The organism is Nostoc sp. DSM 114161, from assembly GCF_052692665.1.
In genome coordinates this window covers 743,528-763,883 of sequence record NZ_CP195141.1, presented here as the reverse complement: position 1 = coordinate 763,883, position 20,356 = coordinate 743,528, and the positions used below count along the sequence as shown (strand labels likewise).

Here is a 20,356-nt window from a genome sequence, read left to right as displayed (position 1 = left end):
CAATGTTAGAAACCTTGCCAATTAATTCTATTATCGCCGGAACCATAGTTACTTTCAGTCTGGTAGTCCTGGGGTATTTCGCTTGGAAAACTTTGATTACCTCAGATTTATTTCAAAAAGGCATCAATCTTGCTCAAGCAGAAGATTATGAAGGTGCAGAAGCAGCTTTTCGCAAAGTTATTTCTCTCAATTCTACTAATGATGTCGTGCGCTTATTTCTCGGAGATGTTTTAAATCGCCAAAACCGAGTCGAAGAAGCCAAAGAATTATTTTGCGAAGTGATTAGCCGCAGCCCGAAAAATCCCGACGCTTACTTGCGTTTAGCAAATGTTTTAATGCAACAAGATAAACGAGAAGAAGCTAAAAATAATTTGCAAACAGCTAAAGAGTTATTACAAAAACAACGCCAACCGGAAAAAGCTGCAAAAATCGCTAAATTGTTGGAGAAAATGAATGCCAAAATTAAGAATGGGGAATAGATAGTAGGTAATGGGGAATGAATAATCATATTAAAATTAAGTAGACTAATAAAAATGGTGAAAATAAATAATCTTCTGGCTACAGCTATTGTTTGTTGGTGCTTGAGCAGTGCTAATACTGCTTTTGGTAAACAGATTGGCATAGCAACAGTTAAAAACTCTCTTCAAGCTGCGGTTACTCAGAATAAAAATGCACTGACTAACTTTGAACAAGGAGCCAATCTCTACAAACAAGGCGATTTAAAAGGAGCAGAGGCGGCTTTTCGCAAAGCAATTCAATTAGAACCAAAATTTGTGGAAGCTTATGTGGCTTTAGGAAATACCCTCGATGATGGAGGTAAACCACAAGAAGCGATCGCACAATATCAAAAAGCCATCAGCATCGATCCAAAATTTGCCAAAGCTCACTTTTTTTTAGGAAATTCTTTCTACGTTCAAGGCAAATTCACAGAAGCGATCGCTGAATACAAACAAGCTATTAACTTTGACTCCAAAGATGCAGCCGCTCACTATTATTTAGGAAATGCTTTTTATGCTCAAGGAAAGCCAGCAGAAGCAGTGGCAGAGTATACAATAGCCATTCGCCTCCAACCCAAAAATGCCGCCAGTTATAATGCCTTGGGAAATGTATTGTACGCCGAAGGCAAACTAGAAGAAGCCATCGCCCAGTACCAAAAAGCCATTAGCATCGATGCCCAAAATGCAGATGCTCACTATAACTTAGCAAGTGCTTTATACGCTCAAGGCAAACTAGACGAAGCAATAGGCAACTACACCCAAGCAATTCGCCTCGATCCCAAACACGCACAAGCTTACACCGGTTTAGCAAACGCTATGGACGATCGAGGTAAGCCCCAAGAAGCGATCGCACATTATAAAAAAGCCATTAGCCTTGTACCCGATTATGCCTACGCTTACTATAATCTGGGGATTACTCTCGGAAGAGAACAACAACGAGAAGAAGCGATCGTCAACTTCAAAAAAGCTAGAGAATTATTCCAAGCTGAAGAAAACAACCAGATGGTTGAGCAAATTGATCGGTTAATTGAAAAATTACAGGGGAGTGGGGAGTAGGGAGATGGGGGGATGGGGAGACAAGGGAGACAAGGGAGACAACAATTCATAACCAATGCCCAATCCCCAATGACCAATGACAAATGACTAATGACTAATGACCAATGACAAATGACAAATAACAAAGGCAAAGTCTACTTGGTAGGTGCTGGGCCTGGAGATGTGGCTTATTTGACGGTAAAAGCTTACAATCTCTTAGCTACTGCTCAGGTGTTAGTCTACGATGCTTTGGTAGATGCTCAATTATTGCAGTGCGTACCACCTGATTGCTTAAAAATAGATGTGGGCAAACGGGGTGGTAAACCTAGTACCAGTCAAGCAGAAATTAATAAGTTACTCGTAAATTACTGCCAAGAAGGGAAACAAGTTATACGGCTCAAATCAGGCGATCCTTTGATTTTTGGGCGTTGCACTTCCGAAATTGAAGCTTTGAAAGCTTCTGGTTGTGACTTTGAACTAGTACCAGGAATTTCCTCAGCCCTTGCAGCACCTTTATTGGCAGGAATTCCCCTTACAGATCCGGTTTTAAGCCGCACTTTTGCAGTATTTACAGCTCACGAAGTAGAGGCTTTAGACTGGGAGGCGCTATCGCGGTTAGAAACACTAGTAATTTTGATGGGAGGGCAACAGATACAGGAAATTGTAAATCAACTGTTGCGATACGGGCGATCGCATTTGACACCCATAGCCATCATCCGCTGGGCAGGAACTCCAGAGCAACAAATTTGGACGGCACAACTGGGCAATATTTACGAACAAATCGCCGGATTATCTCTTTCCCCAGCCGTAATTGTGATTGGCGAAGTTGTTGGGCTACGGAAGTACTTGCAACCTGAGAATATATATAGTGAAAGGCACGCCAGTACTCCCACAGCTCAAACTATGTCAACTAACTTCCCCCCTTTTGTTTCATCCCCCTCATCTTCCTCATCTCCCCTTGCTGGCAAAACAATTCTGGTGACACGTTCAGTGGGACAATCAAGCCAATTTAGCAATCGTCTCATGGCTTTAGGTGCAACCGTCATCGAAATGCCTACCTTAGAAATTGGCCCGCCTTCGAGTTGGGAAAGTTTAGATAATGCGATCGCTAATTTATCTAACTTCGACTGGTTAATTCTCACTTCTACCAATGGCGTAGACTACTTTTTTGCCAGACTAATTGCCCAAGGTAAAGATAGCCGTGCTTTGGCTGGCGTCAAAATTGCCGTTGTTGGCGAAAAAACAGCCCAATGTCTCAAGCAATATTCTCTGCAACCAGATTTTATCCCTTCCAACTTTGTCGCTGATTCTTTAGTAGAAAATTTTCCCGAAGAATTATCTGGTAAAAAAGTTTTATTTCCCAGAGTTGAAAGCGGCGGCAGAGAAATTTTGGTTAAAGAATTAACAGCTAAAGGAGCAGAGGTAATAGAAGTTGCAGCATATCAATCTTGTTGTCCCAGCAGTATTCCACCTGCGGCACAATTAGCTTTGCAAAACCGCAAGGTAGATGTAATTACCTTTGCTAGTTCTAAAACTGTACAATTTTTCTGCCAACTTACTAACAACATATTTCCAACTAACTCTCATACTAGTCAATTGTTAGATGATGTTTGTATTGCCTCAATCGGCCCTCAAACTTCCCAAACCTGCCATTCCTTATTCGGACGTGTAGATGTCGAAGCCCAAGAATACACTTTGGATGGTTTAACCGAAGCGTTGATCGGGTGGGGAATGGGGAGTCGGGAGTAGGGAGATGGGGGGATGGGGGGATGAGGAGATAGGGGGATGGGAAGACAAGGGAGACAACAATTCATAACCAATGACAAATGACTAATGACTAATGACAAAACGCATAATCGGCTTAACTGGAGGTATTGCCACAGGCAAAACCACCGTCACCAATTATTTAGCTAGCACTTATAATCTGCCGATTTTGGATGCAGATATTTATGCTAGGGAAGCAGTGTCAGTGGGTTCGCCTATTCTTGGCGCGATCGCCGAACGTTACGGACAACAAATTTTACTAGGGGATGGCAACCTCAACCGCCAAAAGCTAGGCGAAATTATTTTTAATCGAGAAGACGAACGCAACTGGATAGAGAGTTTGATTCATCCTTATGTGCGCCATCGCTTTGTTGAAGCAATTACCCAATCTTCTTCGCAAATACTGGTGTTAGTAGTGCCTCTGTTATTTGAGGCTGGCATGACCGATTTGGTTACAGAAATTTGGGTAGTGCATTGTCCTGAAGAACAACAACTACAGAGATTGATGCAACGAAACCAATTGAACCGACAACAAGCACAAGCTCGGATTAATAGTCAACTATCTATCGCAGAAAAACTCGCTCGTGCAAATGTAGTTTTAGATAACTCCTCCAGCCTAGAAGTATTACTAAAACAGGTAGATATAGCCCTCAAACTCCCAAGTGTAAACTAAAAATATATTTATCTTAAACAAGACATATATACTAAATTTCGCAGACATAAAATTTTAGTGAATAAATCTTAACAAATTCAGTGAAAAATCTCCAAATTTAGCCAATCTTAATGAAGAATTCGGTGATTTTACAGTTGAGGCTGTGGTTAATAGTAATGTAGATTTAAATTGTTAGTCAACAGTTAGCCGCCATTATTCCTGATGTTGTACTAGATGCTCAAGACGAAGAAAATCAAGTAATAAATCAATACGATATTCAAAAAATTTTCTTTGCTAAATATATCCTAATTAGTAGTGACAGAGAATGACTTTTAAACATAAGATAGATTTTGTGAAAAGTTAAACATTGAATAAGGTTTAGCCATTAATTATTAAATTATTTTTAAATAAATATCTTTAATTTATTTTTTTAAGACGAATTATATGAATTTAAGTTTTAGTTTTTTCAATAAGTTAGCCCTCCTAACCTCTCCAGTAAAATTAAAACACCACAATAAAACACATGATTATAGCCAACAACTCTGTGGCAGCGACTACATATTTGAGCGAGTCAATGAAGGAACAATAGGCTATATGACTGGAGTAGGCAACGGTGTTAAAGCTAGCGATCGCATCATCTTACAACAAGGCAGCGAATCTTATCAATATCAAATTGAGGAAATTGATTACTACTCCTATCCGTCTGATATGTGGATAGCTTTACTCAAGCAAGTACTTTAATGAGTATATAGGAGTCCGATTTGATTTCTGAAAAAATCTCAGTATCTGTAGGGGAGCCAGTGCGTTGCGGAGGTTCCCTCCGTTGTAGCAACTGGCGTTGTGTTATGGCGTAGCCTAACGCACCGCTTAATGATTTAGGTGCGTTAGGCTACGCCATAACACACCCTACGTATATTTCAAAAATCAAATATGAGTTCTATAGTCCTGCTGATTTCTCGTTTATCTTGAGGAAATTCACAATAATAAACAGTTGAAGGTGCGTTAGCCTACGGGATAACACACCTTACGAGATGCGATCGCTTATTAAATAAAAATATTCGCGTCAGTAGTTTGAATTATTGTTCATATTTCTCCACCAACGACTACATCTCGAATTCGTAGACTTGGGCCGCCACAACCCACTGATAAGCCGTTTTGCCCTCCCTTTCCACAACCGCCAGATTCATCCCAATAAAAGTCATCACCAATTGCTTCAATATCAGCTAAAGTTTGGAATACATTTCCCGAAAGTGTTACATCGCGCACAGGTTCAGCAATTTTGCCGTTTCTAATCATCCACGCTTCTCCGGCGCTGAAAGTGAACATTTCGCCGTTTGTCATTCCACCCAACCAATTGCGGGCATAAACTCCTTCTTTAATATCAGTAAATAAGTCTTTGACTGGTGTTTTACCCCGTTCAATCCACGTGTTTGTCATCCGCACAATGGGGGTAAAGTGATAGTTGAGACAGCGGGCATTACCCGTAGGTGTTTCGTCTAATTTGCCTGCGGTTTCACGAGAATGCAAACGTCCGACCAAAACCCCATCTTTAATTAGTTGAGTAGTGGTGGCGGGGGTGCCTTCATCGTCGTAAAAATAACTACCGCGATGTCCTTCTGGGGCAGCACCATCAAAAATTTGCAGTTCTTCCGGGCCAAACCGTCGTCCAATGGTCATGACTTCCAATAAATCTGGGTTTTCATAAGCCATATCTGCTTCGGAAAGGTGTCCGAAGGCTTCGTGGACAAACAAACCCGTGAGAATTGGGTCAATGACTACGGTGTAGGTATTGCCTTTTACTGATGGCAGAGATAAAGCTGCGATCGCCCTTTGAGCTGCACTTTGGACTTGTTCGTCCAAATTCGTTAAATCTTCGTAGGCTTTGCGAGAACCAGTGGTTTCTCTGCCAGTTTGTACAGTTTCGCCATTCTTGGCGGTAGCGGCAAAGCGCATTTCCATATCCACCCAGGATTGCTCGATTAAAGTACCCTCAGAGGTGGCAATAATTACTCTTTGGGCGCTATCTCCATACCGCACTGAGGTTGTGGTAATTCGCCGATCGACATTTTTGAGCAATTCCGTGTAGCGATCGCATAGTTCTTTTTTCTGTGAAAGTGAAATTTTTCGCGGATCGGTGCCGACGAGAGGCAGATTGCATACTACTTGCACCGGGTCAATGGGTGCGAGTATAGTTTCTTCATCGCCAACCATCCGCGCCGCAGCGATCGCTTCTTCGATACGATCCTTAATTGTAGAAAGTTGGTTAAAGCAACTCAACCCCCACCCACCTTTATAACAAGCGCGAATGTGTCCGCCAATTGAGATGCCTTCACTCAGAGTTTCTACCTTGTCGCCACGCAACAAGATATCAGTCCCTTCTGCTTCTTCAAGGCGAATCATCAGATAATCAACACGCTCTGAGTAACGGGCAATGAGGTCAGAAAGCAAATTTTGTGCGTCAGCAAGTGTAGTCGGCATTTCCAGGTAATAATAATGACGAACTGCCTTTATTCTGCAATTATTTGGGAACTTCTGCTACTCAATTTTTTAGTTCAGTCATGAATGCAAAAATGCAACAACTTCCTAAAACAGAGGAAGAAACTCTATTCGGTCTTGATATTCGCGATCCAGGGAACCTTCAGCTATCAAAAATAACTGCTCAAGATTTTCACCAACGCTTAATTTCGGATTCAGGATGAATATTCTTGGCACATGATGATTTGCTGCTAGATGATCTGCCAAATGAACTGGCATCGATTTGCGATTGTTTGTGATTAGAATACAATTATTTTCTTCACACTAAAGCAAAATTTCTGGGTCTAGAGTTCCTTTCTTTGGAGTGGTTAAGCCACCAACTGCCATTACAAATAAATCGGACTTGAGACGGCGCAGTTGAATTGTGTAAATTGGATCGACATTCTCATCTATAAGATATTTGAGCGCCATCAGCTTGAGTCGCCATTTTCTCAGCTTTTAATTTTCGTAGTTTGTCTACAACTGGGTTGGGATTTTGGCGTTGTTCTTCTCTCATGCGATCGCCCCACTCTAACCAATCGGTCATGTAGGCATCTATCGCTTCTTTATTATGTAAGTAATAGAGAATAGTTGCATAGACTTGTTCTAAAGTCAATGAAGTGTAAGTCTTAGCAATCTCTTCTGGAGTTTTAGCACGGAAGAGGTAGTCAAACAAAATCGTTTCAATTCCTACCCGTGTACCCTGAAGTCGAATATCATCGGGAGCTAGAAAGTTAAAGTAGTCTTCAAGCTGCATAATTAGCTGAGATGGTATATATTCTGCAATCCTAGCATTGGGCTAATTTGAGCGATCGCTATCAGCCCCAAGGAGAATCATAGCCAGTGCGTCTATTAGACCTCTTGCAATCAATTGCTTTTTGCACTCTTGTGGGAAAAGGGACTCATGTTAAAGGGGAAAGGGAAAATACTAGGACTTATGCATTGACAGAAAATACCAAATATGGATGATTGAAAAACCACATCTGTCGTAGGGGCACAGCAGTGCTGTGCCCTTACATCCAGGTCTATTTACCATCAAAGAATGATTAATAAAAGCCTGAAACGACCTATGCATAGAAACGCACACCATGATTCATTTGTACAGTACGTAAGTCCTAAATACCAAACCTTTCCCCCTTTCCCCCGCCCCTTATCCCCTTCAGGGGCCCCACCTTCCCCTTTTCCCGACTTCCGCAAGAAGTCTATTGACTGATAAGAACTTCAATGGCTCGATATTGCGCGGCTTGATAAGACGTTTACCTGAATTAGACATGTTCGTGTTCAAGATGTAGGTCTAATTCATCCTGATGATTCTACTATCTTAGAGTGGGCAGCCAATGAAGAACGCATCTTGCTTACCCATGATGTAGCAACGATTACTCTATATGCTTATGAACGAATCAACAAAGGTTTGTCTATGCCTGGAGTTGTTGAAGTTATTGCACCGCTCCAATTGGACAGGTCATTGACGATTTGTATTTATTCGTTTGTTGCAGTCAGCCTGGCGAATATGAAGGTCAAATTCTTTTCATTCCCTTTTTTTAATTGTGATATTTAGATAAACAATGCTGGGGAGACGTGAAAAAATTCTCCTAGTGCTTTTGCTTGCTCTTTACTAATTGCTCTTTTTTCGTTGATAACTTCTGAAACAACTCCTTTAGAACCAATAATTCCAACTAAATCAGATTGTTTAATTCCCCTTGCTTCCATCAAGTGTTTGAGAATTGCATGAGGGGATGCTGGCTCTATGGGATAATGCTTATTTTCAAATTCTTCAATGAGATTAACTAGAAGCTTTAGAATAGCAGTTTGCTCTGGCGATCGCTCTTTAAAAGCCATCAATTTCTCAACAGTTTCTAAAGCGCGATCGCATTCTTCTTCGGTCGTGATAACTTGAGGTTGCAACTCTACTAAAAGTTGAGTGTAAATAGTTTTATTAAAAACAGTACCCATAATTCTTTGTCCTCTGCAAACTTCCCTAATAGAAGGATTTTCCTCTGTTATCAGCGGTGGCTCGTATCATAACTTACCAAACAATTGTCAAGTTGATTTTTTGGTCTTCATCTCATCTTCTATAATTAATAAAATCTGCACACCTAATTTTAGGCATGAGACTGTGACCGAATCAGGAAACTACAAAGATACTGTAAACCTACCCAAGACTAACTTTGAGATGCGGGCAAACGCCGTTAAGCGCGAGCCGGAAATCCAAAAATTTTGGGAAGATAACAAGATTTACGATCGCCTTTCACAAAATAACCCAGGCGAATTATTTATACTGCACGATGGGCCGCCCTACGCTAACGGCTCGCTTCATACTGGTCATGCCTTAAATAAAATTCTTAAAGATATTATTAATCGCTACCAACTCCTACAAGGGCGTAAAGTTCGCTACGTTCCTGGTTGGGATTGTCACGGATTGCCCATTGAGTTGAAAGTTCTGCAAAACATGAAGTCAGCGGAACGGCAAAATTTAACGTCTTTGCAACTGAGACAAAAAGCCAAAGAATATGCCTTAGCTACGGTAAATGACCAACGCCAAAGTTTTAAAAGTTACGGTGTTTGGGGCGATTGGGAACATCCTTATTTGACGCTGAAGCCGGAATATGAAGCGGCGCAAATTGGCGTGTTTGGTCAAATGTTCTTAAAAGGCTACATCTATCGCGGTTTGAAGCCCGTTCACTGGAGTCCTAGCTCAAAAACTGCTTTGGCGGAGGCTGAGTTGGAATATCCAGAAGGCCACGTTTCTCGCAGTATTTATGCGGCGTTCCCTGTTACCAGTCTTGGGGAAGGGGTGAAATCGCTGCTGGGGGAATATTTGCCGGATTTGGGTGTGGCTGTGTGGACGACTACGCCTTGGACGATTCCGGGGAATTTGGCGGTGGCGGTGAATGGGGAGTTGGATTATGCGGTGGTGTCACGCCCAGACGCAGAGGCGCAGAGAGGTTTTAAATACCTAATTGTGGCGGCGGAGTTGGTGGAGAGGTTGGCTGCAACGTTGGGTGTGGAGTTGACAGTGAAAGCCACACTTAAAGGGAGCGATTTAGAACATAGTAGTTATCGTCATCCTTTGTTTGACCGGGAGAGTCCGGTGGTTGTGGGTGGGGATTATATTACTACTGAGTCGGGTACAGGCTTGGTACATACTGCTCCGGGGCACGGTCAAGAAGATTACATTGTTGGTCAGCGCTATGGTTTGCCGATTCTTGCACCTGTGGATGATAACGGGAATTTTACCCAAGAGGCGGGAGAGTTTGCTGGGTTGAATGTGCTGGGTGATGGGAATCAAGCGGTGATTGATGCGTTGGCGCGTAAAGGTTCTTTGTTGAAGGAAGAACCTTATCAGCATAAGTATCCTTATGATTGGCGGACGAAAAAGCCGACGATTTTCCGCGCTACTGAGCAATGGTTTGCTTCGGTGGAGGGATTTAGGGAGGAAGCACTGAAGGCGATCGCCACTGTAAAATGGATTCCAGCCCAAGGCGAAAATCGCATCACGCCGATGGTGGCGGAACGTTCTGATTGGTGTATCTCGCGTCAGCGTGTTTGGGGCGTACCCATTCCCGCTTTCTACGATGAAGCCACCGGAGAACCGCTGCTGAACGAGGAAACTATCAACCACGTCCAAGGAATTATCGCCGAAAAGGGTTCCGATGCTTGGTGGGAACTTTCAGTTGAAGAGTTATTGCCTGAATCCTATCGCCAAAATGGCAAGTCTTACCGCAGAGGTACAGACACAATGGATGTCTGGTTTGATTCCGGTTCATCTTGGGCAGCTGTAGCCAAACAGCGTCCAGAGTTACGCTACCCCGCGGATATATACTTGGAAGGTTCCGACCAACATCGCGGTTGGTTCCAATCAAGTTTGCTTACTAGTGTGGCGGTTAATGACTGTGCGCCTTACAAAACTGTGTTGACTCACGGCTTTGCTTTGGACGAACAAGGACGGAAAATGAGTAAGTCTGAAGGTAATGTCGTTGACCCAAATACAATTATTCAAGGCGGGAAAAATCAAAAAGTAGAACCGCCTTATGGTGCAGATGTCTTGAGATTGTGGGTATCATCGGTAGATTACTCCAGCGATGTCCGCATTGGTAAAAACATCATTAAGCAACTCAATGATGTCAGGGGTAAGATTCGCAATACGGCGCGGTTTTTGTTGGGTAGCGTCGATGATTTCAACCCCGAAACAGACGCAGTACCTTTCGAGGAATTGCCAGAACTCGACCGCTATATGCTGCACCGCATCCTTGAAGTATTTGAAGAAGTAACAGCAGCTTTTGACAGTTTCCAATTCTTCCGCTTCTTCCAAACAGTGCAGAATTTCTGCGTGGTGGATTTATCCAACTTTTATTTGGATGTTGCCAAAGATAGACTGTACATCAGTGCTACTAATGCTTTTCGCCGTCGCAGTTGTCAAACGGTGCTGAAGATAGCTTTAGAGAATTTAGCACGAGCGATCGCTCCTGTACTATGTCACACTGCCGAGGATATCTGGCAATATCTCCCCTACGAAACGCCTTACAAATCAGTGTTTGAAGCTGGTTGGGTGCAAGTGGACGAAAAGTGGCGCAATGGAGAATTAGCTAAATCTTGGGAAGTATTGCGAAAACTCCGCACTGATGTCAACAAGGTGTTGGAACAAGCCAGAATCGAAAAACTCATTGGTTCTTCCCTAGAAGCGAAAGCTTTAATTCATATCCCTAACAAACAGTTAGGCGATGCAATTCAAGCCTTTAACCCAGCTATCGGTAACGGTATTGACGAACTGCGCTATTTATTGCTGACTTCCCAAGTGGAATTATTAGATTCTGCTGAAGCACTGCAACAAGTAAAATATACAGCCGAGACCGAAGACTGGGTAATTGGTGTAGTGAATGCTGACGGTGAAAAGTGCGATCGCTGTTGGAACTACTCCATTCATGTGGGAGAATCAAAAGAACATCCGCTAATTTGCGAACGTTGCGTTGCAGCTTTAGCCGGAGAGTTTTAACAAATTCGTAATTCGTAATTAGAATAACAATTACGAATTACGAATTAAAAATTACGAATTATTCTGGTTGGCTTTTTGATCGGAATTTTTCAAACGCGTTGCTTGACTTTTGCGGATGCGATCGCTTTTGCGAACAGCACCCGCCATTTCATATTCACGGCTGTCTTTACCGTATTTGAAAGCAACACCAATCAGCATTTTCTCAATCAGATCGTTTAAGTTTTTGTCTAATTCTTCCATTTCAGTTCTAGAAGAATTGATCGTGGCTAAAGCAGTATTATAAGCATCTATCTTGCTACGGTATTGCTCAATTAGTTGTGTCACGTTTTGCAAGTTGCGAATATCCCCAAAATCCATATTGGGATCGATCGCTTTAAATCCCGCCACTCTTAATTCAGCTTTTTCTAAAACGCGGTATGTACGTTTTTGACTAGCCATAAATGTATCCTTTTTATTTTGCTTTAGAGCTAGTTTGGCTTACTAAAGCTGTATTCTAGTTCAGTACAATACTCATAAAATAGTATTTTTTAATACTAAATTTTAAGTATTTACCGCGAAAATTATGAGTTTGTTGATGAAACGCGTGTGTTTGTTGATGAAAAGCATGTGTTTGTTGATGAAACACATGTGTTTGTTGATGAAAAGCATGTGTTTGTTGATGAAACACATGTGTTTGTTGATGAAAAGCATGTGTTTGTTGATGAAAAGCATAATTTTATAGTTAAAGCCAGCAGTGGCGTGGCAAGCTTAAAATAGTGCATTAGAAAAACGTGGGATGGGCGTCTCGCCCGTCGGTGGCGGGTAAGATACCCGCCCCACAAAAAAATTTATTGCAAAATTTTAGTCTTGTCAGTTCACTACATTTATCCTTAATCCAAGCGTATTGTTCTACATAGCACAATACCGTTCACTTAAGCTTTTTTCTCTCCCCCTGCCTCCCCTGCCTCCCCTGCCTCCCCTGCTCCCCCTGCCTCCCCTGCTCCCCTGCCTGCCCTAACAGATAATCTCCTTAACACCAAGCGTATTGCTATATAGCACCAAAAGTAACGCCCTGTTGTTTGAGCCACTTTCGGTATGCAATAGAATAGCGATCGCTCGTTAAATGTACTTCTGCTTGCAAATCCAAAGGTAAGCGTTGGGGTTGCTGGGACTCGACAATGGCAATATCTTGACTTGCAACTTGATTTTGAATATCTAGGTAAAGTTCCACTGGAAGTTCGCGGCCGCCCTTTACCATTAACCAGTATTGCGCCACGCACTCATCTTCATCGATTGGCGTAATTGTATAGAAAATATTTAAACGATGTTCTCCAGGCCCGAGTTTAAAGTATGCCACTAGTGGACGGAAGATGCGGTAATCGTAAGTGTTGAAAATCAGCGGTGCTTCTTTAGGGTTGCGCGAATTAAAATCTAGTTCCCACAAACCACATTTGAAACTAATTCCATCGGGAAGAGACTCTAATTCATAGTGCGTCAACTCAGGACGACTGGCGTGGGCAAATAATCCTGAATGCAGAATTGGGAAGTGTGCCGGATCGATGAAATTTTCCAGCGCCCGCAGAGGGCTAGAGTGATAGTGGTAGGGGCCGCAGAAAATCCTGCGATACACCGGATTATCCCATTCAGAAAACGGAGGGATGTCTTGTTTTGGCGTCCCTAAGCAAACCCACAGCAAATCGTAACGCTCTCGAACGTGGTAAGTTTTAACGCAAGCTTGTGCGGGAGGCGGTTGCTCTGGATTCGCCGGAACTAGTACGCATTTGCCCTCGCTGTTAAAAGCTAAACCGTGGTAAGGACAAACAAGGGTATCTTTATTGACATATCCCAGAGAAAGACGAGCGCCACGATGAGGGCAAAAGTCTTGCCAAGCTAAGACTTTCTCGCCATTATGCCAGAGTACTAAATCTGAGCCTAATAAGCGTTTGTGCAGAACTGTTCCAGGTTGGAGGTCTTGCGATCGCCCTATTACATGCCAATCATTGAGCAAAATCTGGTCTTGCACCATGAGTATCGCCACCCATCAGTCAAATACCTATATCTTAATCATCCTCTGGAAAAGCCATCAAAGGATTTATTAACAGATGTTAAGGCGATCGCAAATTAAGCATTTAACTCGTTTGTTGTTGGCTCAATGCTGTTTTCGTCAGCCACAGTTAATTAAAGCCAGTAGTTAGGCTAAAGCCGTAAGACACCGCGAAACACTCAAAAAAAGAATAAATGACACGCAGCGTCATACTAAAATCTTGAAATATCTAAATTTTGAAATTAATGGCGGAATTTAGACCAAAAGCGTTGTGTTAATACAGACTTTAAGATACTTGCTTTCTTTAATCAGCTTCAACCAAATAGCGAATAGGATTGATAAAAACAAAGGAATCTTAGCTTTACTAGAAGTCAATTTAAACTTTTTAGCCAATTATGCCCTCATCAGTTGCCATGCTTACCATCGCTGGATTCAAGGATTTGAATCAAATTCACGCTGGTAAGAATTCGCACGTTTATCGGGCACGACGAGTTCAAGACGAGCATCCAGTCATTCTCAAGCTCCTGAAAGCGGACTATCCGACCACCAATCAACTCAGGCGCTATCGTCAGGAGTATTTTCTGACCCAACAACTCCAGTTACCTAATGTGATTCGCGCTTACGGGTTAGATGAATGGCAAAGAACCCTGGTTATTAGTTTTGAAGATTTTGGGGCGATCGCCCTTAAAGAGTGGTTAAACCGCTACTCCGTGGGGACATCAATCGATTTGTTTCTACTTCTAGCTCTTAAGATTGCCAAGGCGGTAGGGCAACTCCACAGTCAGTCTGTCATTCATAAAGACATCAATCTGACCAACATCGTCCTCAATTCAACGACGATGGAACTCAAATTGATTGATTTGGGCATCTCGACCCAACTGAGCCGAGAACTGCCTACCCTACAACCGCCTAACTGCCTGGAAGGAACGCTACCTTATCTATCGCCAGAGCAAACTGGACGGATGAATCGCGTGGTGGATTATCGCACCGATTTTTACTCATTAGGGGCAACTTTCTATGAGTTACTCACAGGTAGAGTCCCGTTTACCAATGATGACCCGATGGAATTAGTCCATTGTCACCTTGCCAAACAGCCAACCCCTCTCGTGGAATTCAAAATTCCGCAAGCCATTTCAGATATTGTGCTCAAGCTGATGGCGAAAAATGCCGAAGATCGCTACCAGAGTGCCTGGGGATTGGAGGCAGACCTGAAAGAATGTGCAAGGCAATGGCAGACAGCAGGACGGATTTCTGAGTTTCCCCTCGGTCGGTATGATGTTTCCGCGCAGTTCCAAATTCCTCAAAAGCTTTATGGACGCGAACACGAAATTGCAGCACTACTGGCAGCGTTTGAACGAGTAGCAGGAGCAGAAAGGGCACGGGAAGATTCCGCCTCCCCTCATGCCGAACTGATCCTGATTACGGGTTATGCAGGCATTGGCAAATCGGCTCTGGTGCGATCGCTCTACAAACCCATCACAGCCAAGCGGGGCTATTTTATTTCAGGCAAGTTTGACCAGTTTCAGCGCAATATTCCTTACTCTGCTGTCATAGATGCCTTTGCAGGTTTTGTAAAACAACTGTTGGGGGAACCTGAGGCGGTTTTGCAGCAATGGCGAGAACGATTTTTAGCTGCATTAGGAACCAATGGACAAGCGGCGATCGATGTGATTCCTGATGTCGAGTTGATGATTGGGCAGCAGCCACCTATGCCTGAGTTGGGTGCAACTGAGAGCCAAAATCGGTTGAATTTAGTGTTCCAACAGTTTATGCAAGCCTGTTGCACGCCAGAGCATCCGCTGGTGCTGTTTTTGGATGATATGCAGTGGGCGGATTTGGCAACGTTGAGCTTGCTGGAACGACTGCTAGGAGTCCACTCAATCCAGTATTTGCTGCCAATCCTTGCCTATCGAGATAATGAAGTGTCGGTTGGTCATCCTCTAACCCTGACAATCGATCAACTGCAACGCCAAGGAAGCCACGTAGAGCAGATTACTTTAGCGCCGTTACTGCCCCCACAAATTGAGCAATTGCTGATAGAGACTTTGCAAAGCGATCGCGAAACTGTCAAAAATCTCGCTGAGTTGGTGATTCGGAAAACCGAGGGCAATCCCTTCTTTACGATTCAGTTTCTTAAAACCCTCTATAACGAGAATCTGCTGAGCTTTAATCACAATTTGAGGCGGTGGCAATGGGAGTTTGGTCAGATTGAGCAGATGCGGTTCACCGATAATGTGGTGGAACTGATGGTCAGACAGTTACAAAAGTTACCTCCATCGGTCCAAGATATTCTATCGACGGCGGCTTGTTTGGGAACAGAGTTTGATCTAAAAACCCTCTCGTTTGTCAAGAATCAAACCTCAGCAGAACTCTTCGCCGATCTCAGAATCGCTATAGAACGTGGATTTGTGGTGGCGCGTTCGGCTTTGCCGTCTCCCAGAGAGTCGCTGCCCGACCAAAATCTCTCGATCCAAGATTACCAGTTTGGGCACGATCGCATCCAACAAGCTGCCTATTCCCTAATTCCCAACGACAAACAAGCCACCACCCATCTTAAAATCGGAAAATTATTACTGCAACATCTTTCCGAAACTGAGCAAGAAGAAAACCTGTTTGAGATGGTTCGACATTTGAATCAAGGACAGGAGTTAATTACTCAGTTAGATGAGCGAGAAACCCTAGCCCAACTGAACTTAAACGCGGGAAAGAAAGCCAAACAGGCGGCTGCCTACGCTGCTGCATTAGTCTATTTGAAAACGGGAATTGAGCTACTAACCGATCGCAGCTGGCAACGTCAGTATAAATTGACCTTGGATCTCTACACGACGGCTGCCGAAGCGGCTTATCTCAGCGCAAACTTGGTGCTAATGGAGCGCTTGGTAGAAGCCGTGTTATCACAAGCCAAAACCGTGCTAGACAAAGTGAGCGTGTATGAGACGAAAATTCAGGCATACACTGCTCAGAGCCAGTATAGTGAGGCCATCAATATCGGATTGGAAGTGTTGAATTTGCTGGGGGTAAAACTGCCCAAACAACCGAGCAAGTTTGATGTTGCGCGGGAATGGCTACGGACAAAACTGATTACAGGACATCGATCGATTGCCAGCCTGACTGACCTGCCAATCATGACCGATCCGTGTTCTCAAGCAGCGATCCGTGTTCTGAGTAGAATAACATCTGCTACCTACTTTTTTGCAACTCTACTCAGACCGCTGATTGTATCGAAACAGGTCAACTTGTCCATTCAGTGGGGAAATACTCATGAATCTGCTGCTGCTTATAGTAGCTATGGGATGTTCCTCTGTGGCAGGGGAAATATTAAAACTGGCTATCAATTTGGTCAACTGGCTCTCAAGTTAGTCTCTCAACTGAATGCTAGAGAAATTAAAGCTAGAACAGAGTGTATGGCATATAGCTCCATAAAACACTGGATAGAGCCTGTAAAAGAGATATTGACTCCACTGCGGGAAGCTTACGCAGTTGGATTGGAGACTGGAGATTTGGAATTTGCTGCCTATTCAATTTATCTCTATTCTCACTATGCCTTGTTAAGCGGTTGTGAATTGGCACAACTGGAATTAGATATGGCAACCTGCACCTCTGCCATACAACAAACGGGACAAGACAGAACTGCTGCCATGAATTCTATGTTTCATCAGGTGGTGCTGAACTTGTTGGATGGAGCAGGAACTTTCTCGTGTTTGATTGGTAAAGCGTTCGACGAGCAGGATATGATACCGGCGCTACAAAGCAGAAAGGACTCGAATCTACTCTTCCAGCTATATTTCAACAAACTACTGCTTTGTGTTCTATTCGGTGAGACGGAGCAAGCGGTAGCCAATGCTGAAGTAGCCGAACAGTATCTCGATAGCGTTCCGGGTCTAATCTTAGTTCCTCACTTTTACTTTTATACTTCCCTGGCGCTTCTAGCAACCACAGATATCTCCCCATCCCAACGAAAACCTCATCTTCAGAAGGTGCTTCGTAGCCAGAAGAAAATGAAAAAATGGGCGAAGTATGGCCCGATGAATCATTTGCATAAATATTGGCTGGTGGAAGCTGAACGGTGTCGGGTTCAAGGCAGGAATACACAAGCAGTAGATTATTACGATCGCGCGATCGCCAAAGCCAAAGAAAACCAATATGTCCATGAAGAAGCCCTTGCCAACGAGATGGCTGCCAAGTTCTACTTACGTTTAGGCAAAGAAACCATCGCCCGTGCTTACATAGTGGAAGCTCACTGTGCTTATCAACGCTGGGGTGCGATCGCGAAGGTCAAGCAATTGGAAACTCAATATCCCCAGTTTCAATCATTGGAAAAGGCAAGCTCTGCCCAGTTTCTCACGCGCTGCAACGCCTTTGAGTCAAACAGTATTCAGAGTAGTGGTGCTACCTTCGATCTGAACACGGTGATGAAAGCGTCTGTGGCGATCGCCAGCGAGATTGTGCTGGAAAATCTATTGCAGACGTTAATGAAAATTCTGCTAGAAAATGCAGGGGCACAAACGGGTTGTTTACTGTTGCCAACATCCCCTACTTCAGGAGCGGTCAGCAACCTCTCCATCGCCATTTACAGCAACGCTGACACCACCACGCTCTCGCCTGGCCATCCTATCCATCAAATTTTGCCAGAATCCGTTCTCCATTACGTAGCGCGTACTCGCCAAAGCGTTATTCTCGACGATGCAGCCCAGGCAAGCAGTTTCGTCCACGATTCCTACTTTCAATCTGCTAAATCGCTTTCTCTTCTTTGCTATCCTTTACTCGACCAAAGCAAACTCGTAGGGCTGGTTTATCTGGAAAATCAAGTGGCTACAGGAGCCTTTACTAGTAATCGCATCGAATTTCTCCAACTCCTGAGCGGACAAATTGCGATCGCCCTGACTAACGCTCAACTCTACACCCAGGTCAAAGACAGTGAAAAACAGCTCAAACAATTTCTCGAAGCCGTTTCTGTTGGCATTGGCGTATTAGATGCGAACGGATGTCCCTACTACGTGAATCAACATGCCAAAAAGTTGCTGGGTAAAGGGCTCGATCCAACAATAACGACTGAGGAAATTCCTCAAAGCTATCAACTTTATGTGGCTGAAACCCAGGAACTTTATCCCAACGAACAGTTACCTATTGTCAGAGCCTTGAAGGGAGAAGCTTCTAGAGTAGATGATATGAAAATTCATCGTGGCGATCGCGTGATTTCTCTAGAAGCACACGGAACGCCAATCTACAATGAAGCAGGAGAAGTTCAATATGCACTTTCAACCTTTCAAGACATTACCCAACACAAACAAGCCGAGAAGATTCTCACAGAGTACAATCGCATTTTGGAACAACAAGTGGCTGAACGCACTGCTGAACTGCAAGGCGCCAATCAGGAATTGTCTCGCCTTGCCATGTTAGACGGACTAACCCAAATTGCTAACCGTCGCCGCTTTGATGACTACCTAGTAATGGAATGGCAACGGCACAAGCGCAAACGGGAATCGTTGACCTTAATTTTGATAGACATTGATTGTTTCAAACGGTACAACGATTACTATGGGCATCAGGCTGGAGATGAATGTTTGATCCGAGTAGCTCTGGCTCTGGCTCAAGTTCCCCAACGTGCGACTGATTTGGTCGCGCGGTATGGCGGTGAAGAATTTGCGGCGATTTTACCGAATACCGACCTGAAGGGTGGATTGAACGTTGCTGAGGCGATGAGACGAGCGATCGCCTCTCTTGCCATTCCCCATGCCCAGTCCGAGGTAAGTGCCCATGTTACCTTGAGTCTGGGCGTAGCGTCTGTGGTTTCAAGTGCAGACAGCGATTCGAGGGACTTGATTGCTAAGGCAGACGAGGCACTATACAAGGCAAAGCATCAGGGACGCAACCAAAGTGTTGAATATACAGCACAGAAGTAAGGTAACTATTTATTATACGCAAAGTTTCCGTATAATTTCTTGTCAATTCTAATATATCAAGCATTACAACCTACATTCCGCACTTCAATTTGAAGTACGGAATGTAGGTTAATAATCAAAAAACCTTAACCGAATCGTATTGGTTAGGACTTACGCATTGACAGAAAATTGATACTATGCAGTCAAGTTACACTTTTGCGTTAAGTGTTCTAAGATAAAGTCACGAGCCACTTGAAGAGATAGATTCCTTTGGATTTCATACCAACTTTCAATTAACTCTTCGGAGCGCATTAATTCTAATTGCGTAAAAGCTGGAATCGCACTAAAAAAATGGGTTTTAATTGCCTCAGTTGTTCTTACCATAAATTTTCCAATACCACATACTTGTTTAATAGCTTTGTGGTAAGATTCAATACCCCAATGTATTGAATGAAGTTCCCTAAATTCTGTTTTAGTAATTGAGTCAAGTTCATCTTTTTCAGGGATATACATTGAGATTGACCTAAACGTCTACGGGCTTCTTGTTTAATAGCTTCAATATCTGTATACTGCCCAGCACCACTGTCAATTCCTTCTTGCCAAAGATGACGTACTTCATCAATATTCTGCAACTGCAACAGACGTTTTTGCTTCCAGTCCTGTAGTGCTTCGCGGATAACTTCACTGCTGCTGGTATATTCGCCAGACTCCACCACATCACGGACAAAAGCAGCCATTTCTGCTGTGAGAGCAACACTAATTTTCTCAACGTTAAGCATGGCTTTTCATGCTTTTTAGTTTAAAAGTAGCAAATATTCTTGCCACAAACAAGAAAAAGCGATCGCTGTTGGAACTACTCGACCCATGTGGGAGAATCAAAAGAACATCCGCTAATTTGCGATCGTTGTGTTGCAGCTTTAGCGGGAGAATTTTAACTAACTACTCATACAATTAACCGTTGACTGTTCACAGCCAGCGGTCAACTACCTGAAGCTA

At 43.4% G+C, this 20,356-nt stretch carries 15 protein-coding genes and 3 pseudogenes; 9 read left to right on the top strand and 9 right to left on the bottom strand.

What is annotated here, in order from left to right; translation table 11 throughout:
- The first annotated feature begins 2 nt into the window (after nucleotides 1-2).
- The 5 genes from NSTC745_RS03370 to NSTC745_RS03350 all read left to right on the top strand — a co-directional run bounded on the left by NSTC745_RS03370 (nucleotide 3) and on the right by NSTC745_RS03350 (nucleotide 4,689).
- The gene (locus NSTC745_RS03370; RefSeq protein ID WP_445635888.1) at nucleotides 3-479 is read left to right on the top strand and encodes a tetratricopeptide repeat protein; all 477 of its coding nucleotides are present in this window, start codon (nucleotides 3-5) and stop codon (nucleotides 477-479) included.
- Nucleotides 480-533: 54 nt separating this feature from the next.
- Nucleotides 534-1,553, top strand: a complete 1,020-nt coding sequence (locus NSTC745_RS03365; RefSeq protein ID WP_445635887.1) for a tetratricopeptide repeat protein — start codon at nucleotides 534-536, stop codon at nucleotides 1,551-1,553.
- 111 nt (nucleotides 1,554-1,664) lie between these two features.
- Nucleotides 1,665-3,281, top strand: coding sequence for a uroporphyrinogen-III C-methyltransferase (gene cobA, locus NSTC745_RS03360; RefSeq protein WP_445635886.1), 1,617 nt, complete (start codon nucleotides 1,665-1,667; stop codon nucleotides 3,279-3,281).
- Between the two features lie 91 nt (nucleotides 3,282-3,372).
- Nucleotides 3,373-3,969, top strand: a complete 597-nt coding sequence (coaE, locus tag NSTC745_RS03355) for a dephospho-CoA kinase (protein ID WP_445635885.1) — start codon at nucleotides 3,373-3,375, stop codon at nucleotides 3,967-3,969.
- 423 nt (nucleotides 3,970-4,392) lie between these two features.
- Nucleotides 4,393-4,689: a hypothetical protein gene (locus NSTC745_RS03350; protein ID WP_445635884.1), complete on the top strand. Its 297-nt coding sequence runs from the start codon at nucleotides 4,393-4,395 to the stop codon at nucleotides 4,687-4,689.
- A 342-nt stretch (nucleotides 4,690-5,031) separates the two neighbouring features.
- Here NSTC745_RS03350 and NSTC745_RS03345 read toward each other — a convergent pair whose 3' ends face one another.
- From NSTC745_RS03345 to NSTC745_RS03325, 5 genes are all read right to left on the bottom strand, one after another.
- Nucleotides 5,032-6,426, bottom strand: coding sequence for a TldD/PmbA family protein (locus NSTC745_RS03345; protein ID WP_445635883.1), 1,395 nt, complete (start codon nucleotides 6,424-6,426; stop codon nucleotides 5,032-5,034).
- Between the two features lie 105 nt (nucleotides 6,427-6,531).
- Nucleotides 6,532-6,702 (bottom strand): hypothetical protein, encoded by a 171-nt coding sequence (locus NSTC745_RS03340; RefSeq protein WP_445635882.1) that lies wholly within the window; start codon nucleotides 6,700-6,702, stop codon nucleotides 6,532-6,534.
- Between the two features lie 45 nt (nucleotides 6,703-6,747).
- A complete protein-coding gene (locus tag NSTC745_RS03335; RefSeq protein ID WP_445635881.1) occupies nucleotides 6,748-6,894 on the bottom strand; it encodes a hypothetical protein in 147 nt (48 codons plus the stop codon).
- Nucleotides 6,869-7,219, bottom strand: coding sequence for a DUF433 domain-containing protein (locus NSTC745_RS03330; protein WP_445635880.1), 351 nt, complete (start codon nucleotides 7,217-7,219; stop codon nucleotides 6,869-6,871). The genes NSTC745_RS03335 and NSTC745_RS03330 overlap by 26 nt, the downstream gene beginning before the upstream one ends.
- 797 nt (nucleotides 7,220-8,016) lie before the next feature.
- Nucleotides 8,017-8,415, bottom strand: a complete 399-nt coding sequence (locus NSTC745_RS03325; protein WP_445635879.1) for a helix-turn-helix domain-containing protein — start codon at nucleotides 8,413-8,415, stop codon at nucleotides 8,017-8,019.
- A gap of 163 nt (nucleotides 8,416-8,578) precedes the next feature.
- Here NSTC745_RS03325 and ileS point away from each other — a divergent pair, with 163 nt between their 5' ends.
- On the top strand, nucleotides 8,579-11,455 hold the full coding sequence (gene ileS / locus NSTC745_RS03320) for an isoleucine--tRNA ligase (RefSeq protein WP_445635878.1): 2,877 nt from the start codon (nucleotides 8,579-8,581) through the stop codon (nucleotides 11,453-11,455).
- A gap of 51 nt (nucleotides 11,456-11,506) precedes the next feature.
- Here ileS and NSTC745_RS03315 read toward each other — a convergent pair whose 3' ends face one another.
- Nucleotides 11,507-11,893: a hypothetical protein gene (locus tag NSTC745_RS03315; RefSeq protein ID WP_445635877.1), complete on the bottom strand. Its 387-nt coding sequence runs from the start codon at nucleotides 11,891-11,893 to the stop codon at nucleotides 11,507-11,509.
- A 147-nt stretch (nucleotides 11,894-12,040) separates the two neighbouring features.
- On the opposite strand from NSTC745_RS03315, the gene NSTC745_RS03310 reads away from it, so the two are divergent.
- Nucleotides 12,041-12,211: a hypothetical protein gene (locus tag NSTC745_RS03310; RefSeq protein ID WP_445635876.1), complete on the top strand. Its 171-nt coding sequence runs from the start codon at nucleotides 12,041-12,043 to the stop codon at nucleotides 12,209-12,211.
- A 271-nt stretch (nucleotides 12,212-12,482) separates the two neighbouring features.
- Here NSTC745_RS03310 and NSTC745_RS03305 read toward each other — a convergent pair whose 3' ends face one another.
- Nucleotides 12,483-13,460: an aromatic ring-hydroxylating dioxygenase subunit alpha gene (locus tag NSTC745_RS03305; protein ID WP_445635875.1), complete on the bottom strand. Its 978-nt coding sequence runs from the start codon at nucleotides 13,458-13,460 to the stop codon at nucleotides 12,483-12,485.
- A 413-nt stretch (nucleotides 13,461-13,873) separates the two neighbouring features.
- Here NSTC745_RS03305 and NSTC745_RS03300 point away from each other — a divergent pair, with 413 nt between their 5' ends.
- Nucleotides 13,874-19,381 (top strand): diguanylate cyclase domain-containing protein, encoded by a 5,508-nt coding sequence (locus NSTC745_RS03300; RefSeq protein ID WP_445635874.1) that lies wholly within the window; start codon nucleotides 13,874-13,876, stop codon nucleotides 19,379-19,381.
- A gap of 174 nt (nucleotides 19,382-19,555) precedes the next feature.
- On the opposite strand, the pseudogene NSTC745_RS03295 reads toward NSTC745_RS03300, so the two are convergent.
- Nucleotides 19,556-19,873 (bottom strand): annotated as a pseudogene (locus NSTC745_RS03295) (transposase); the annotation flags it as partial.
- Nucleotides 19,874-19,905: 32 nt separating this feature from the next.
- Nucleotides 19,906-20,139, bottom strand: a pseudogene (locus NSTC745_RS03290) (type II toxin-antitoxin system ParD family antitoxin); the annotation flags it as partial.
- A 51-nt stretch (nucleotides 20,140-20,190) separates the two neighbouring features.
- On the opposite strand from NSTC745_RS03290, the pseudogene NSTC745_RS03285 reads away from it, so the two are divergent.
- Nucleotides 20,191-20,295 (top strand): annotated as a pseudogene (locus NSTC745_RS03285) (zinc finger domain-containing protein); the annotation flags it as partial.
- Nucleotides 20,296-20,356: the final 61 nt, after the last annotated feature.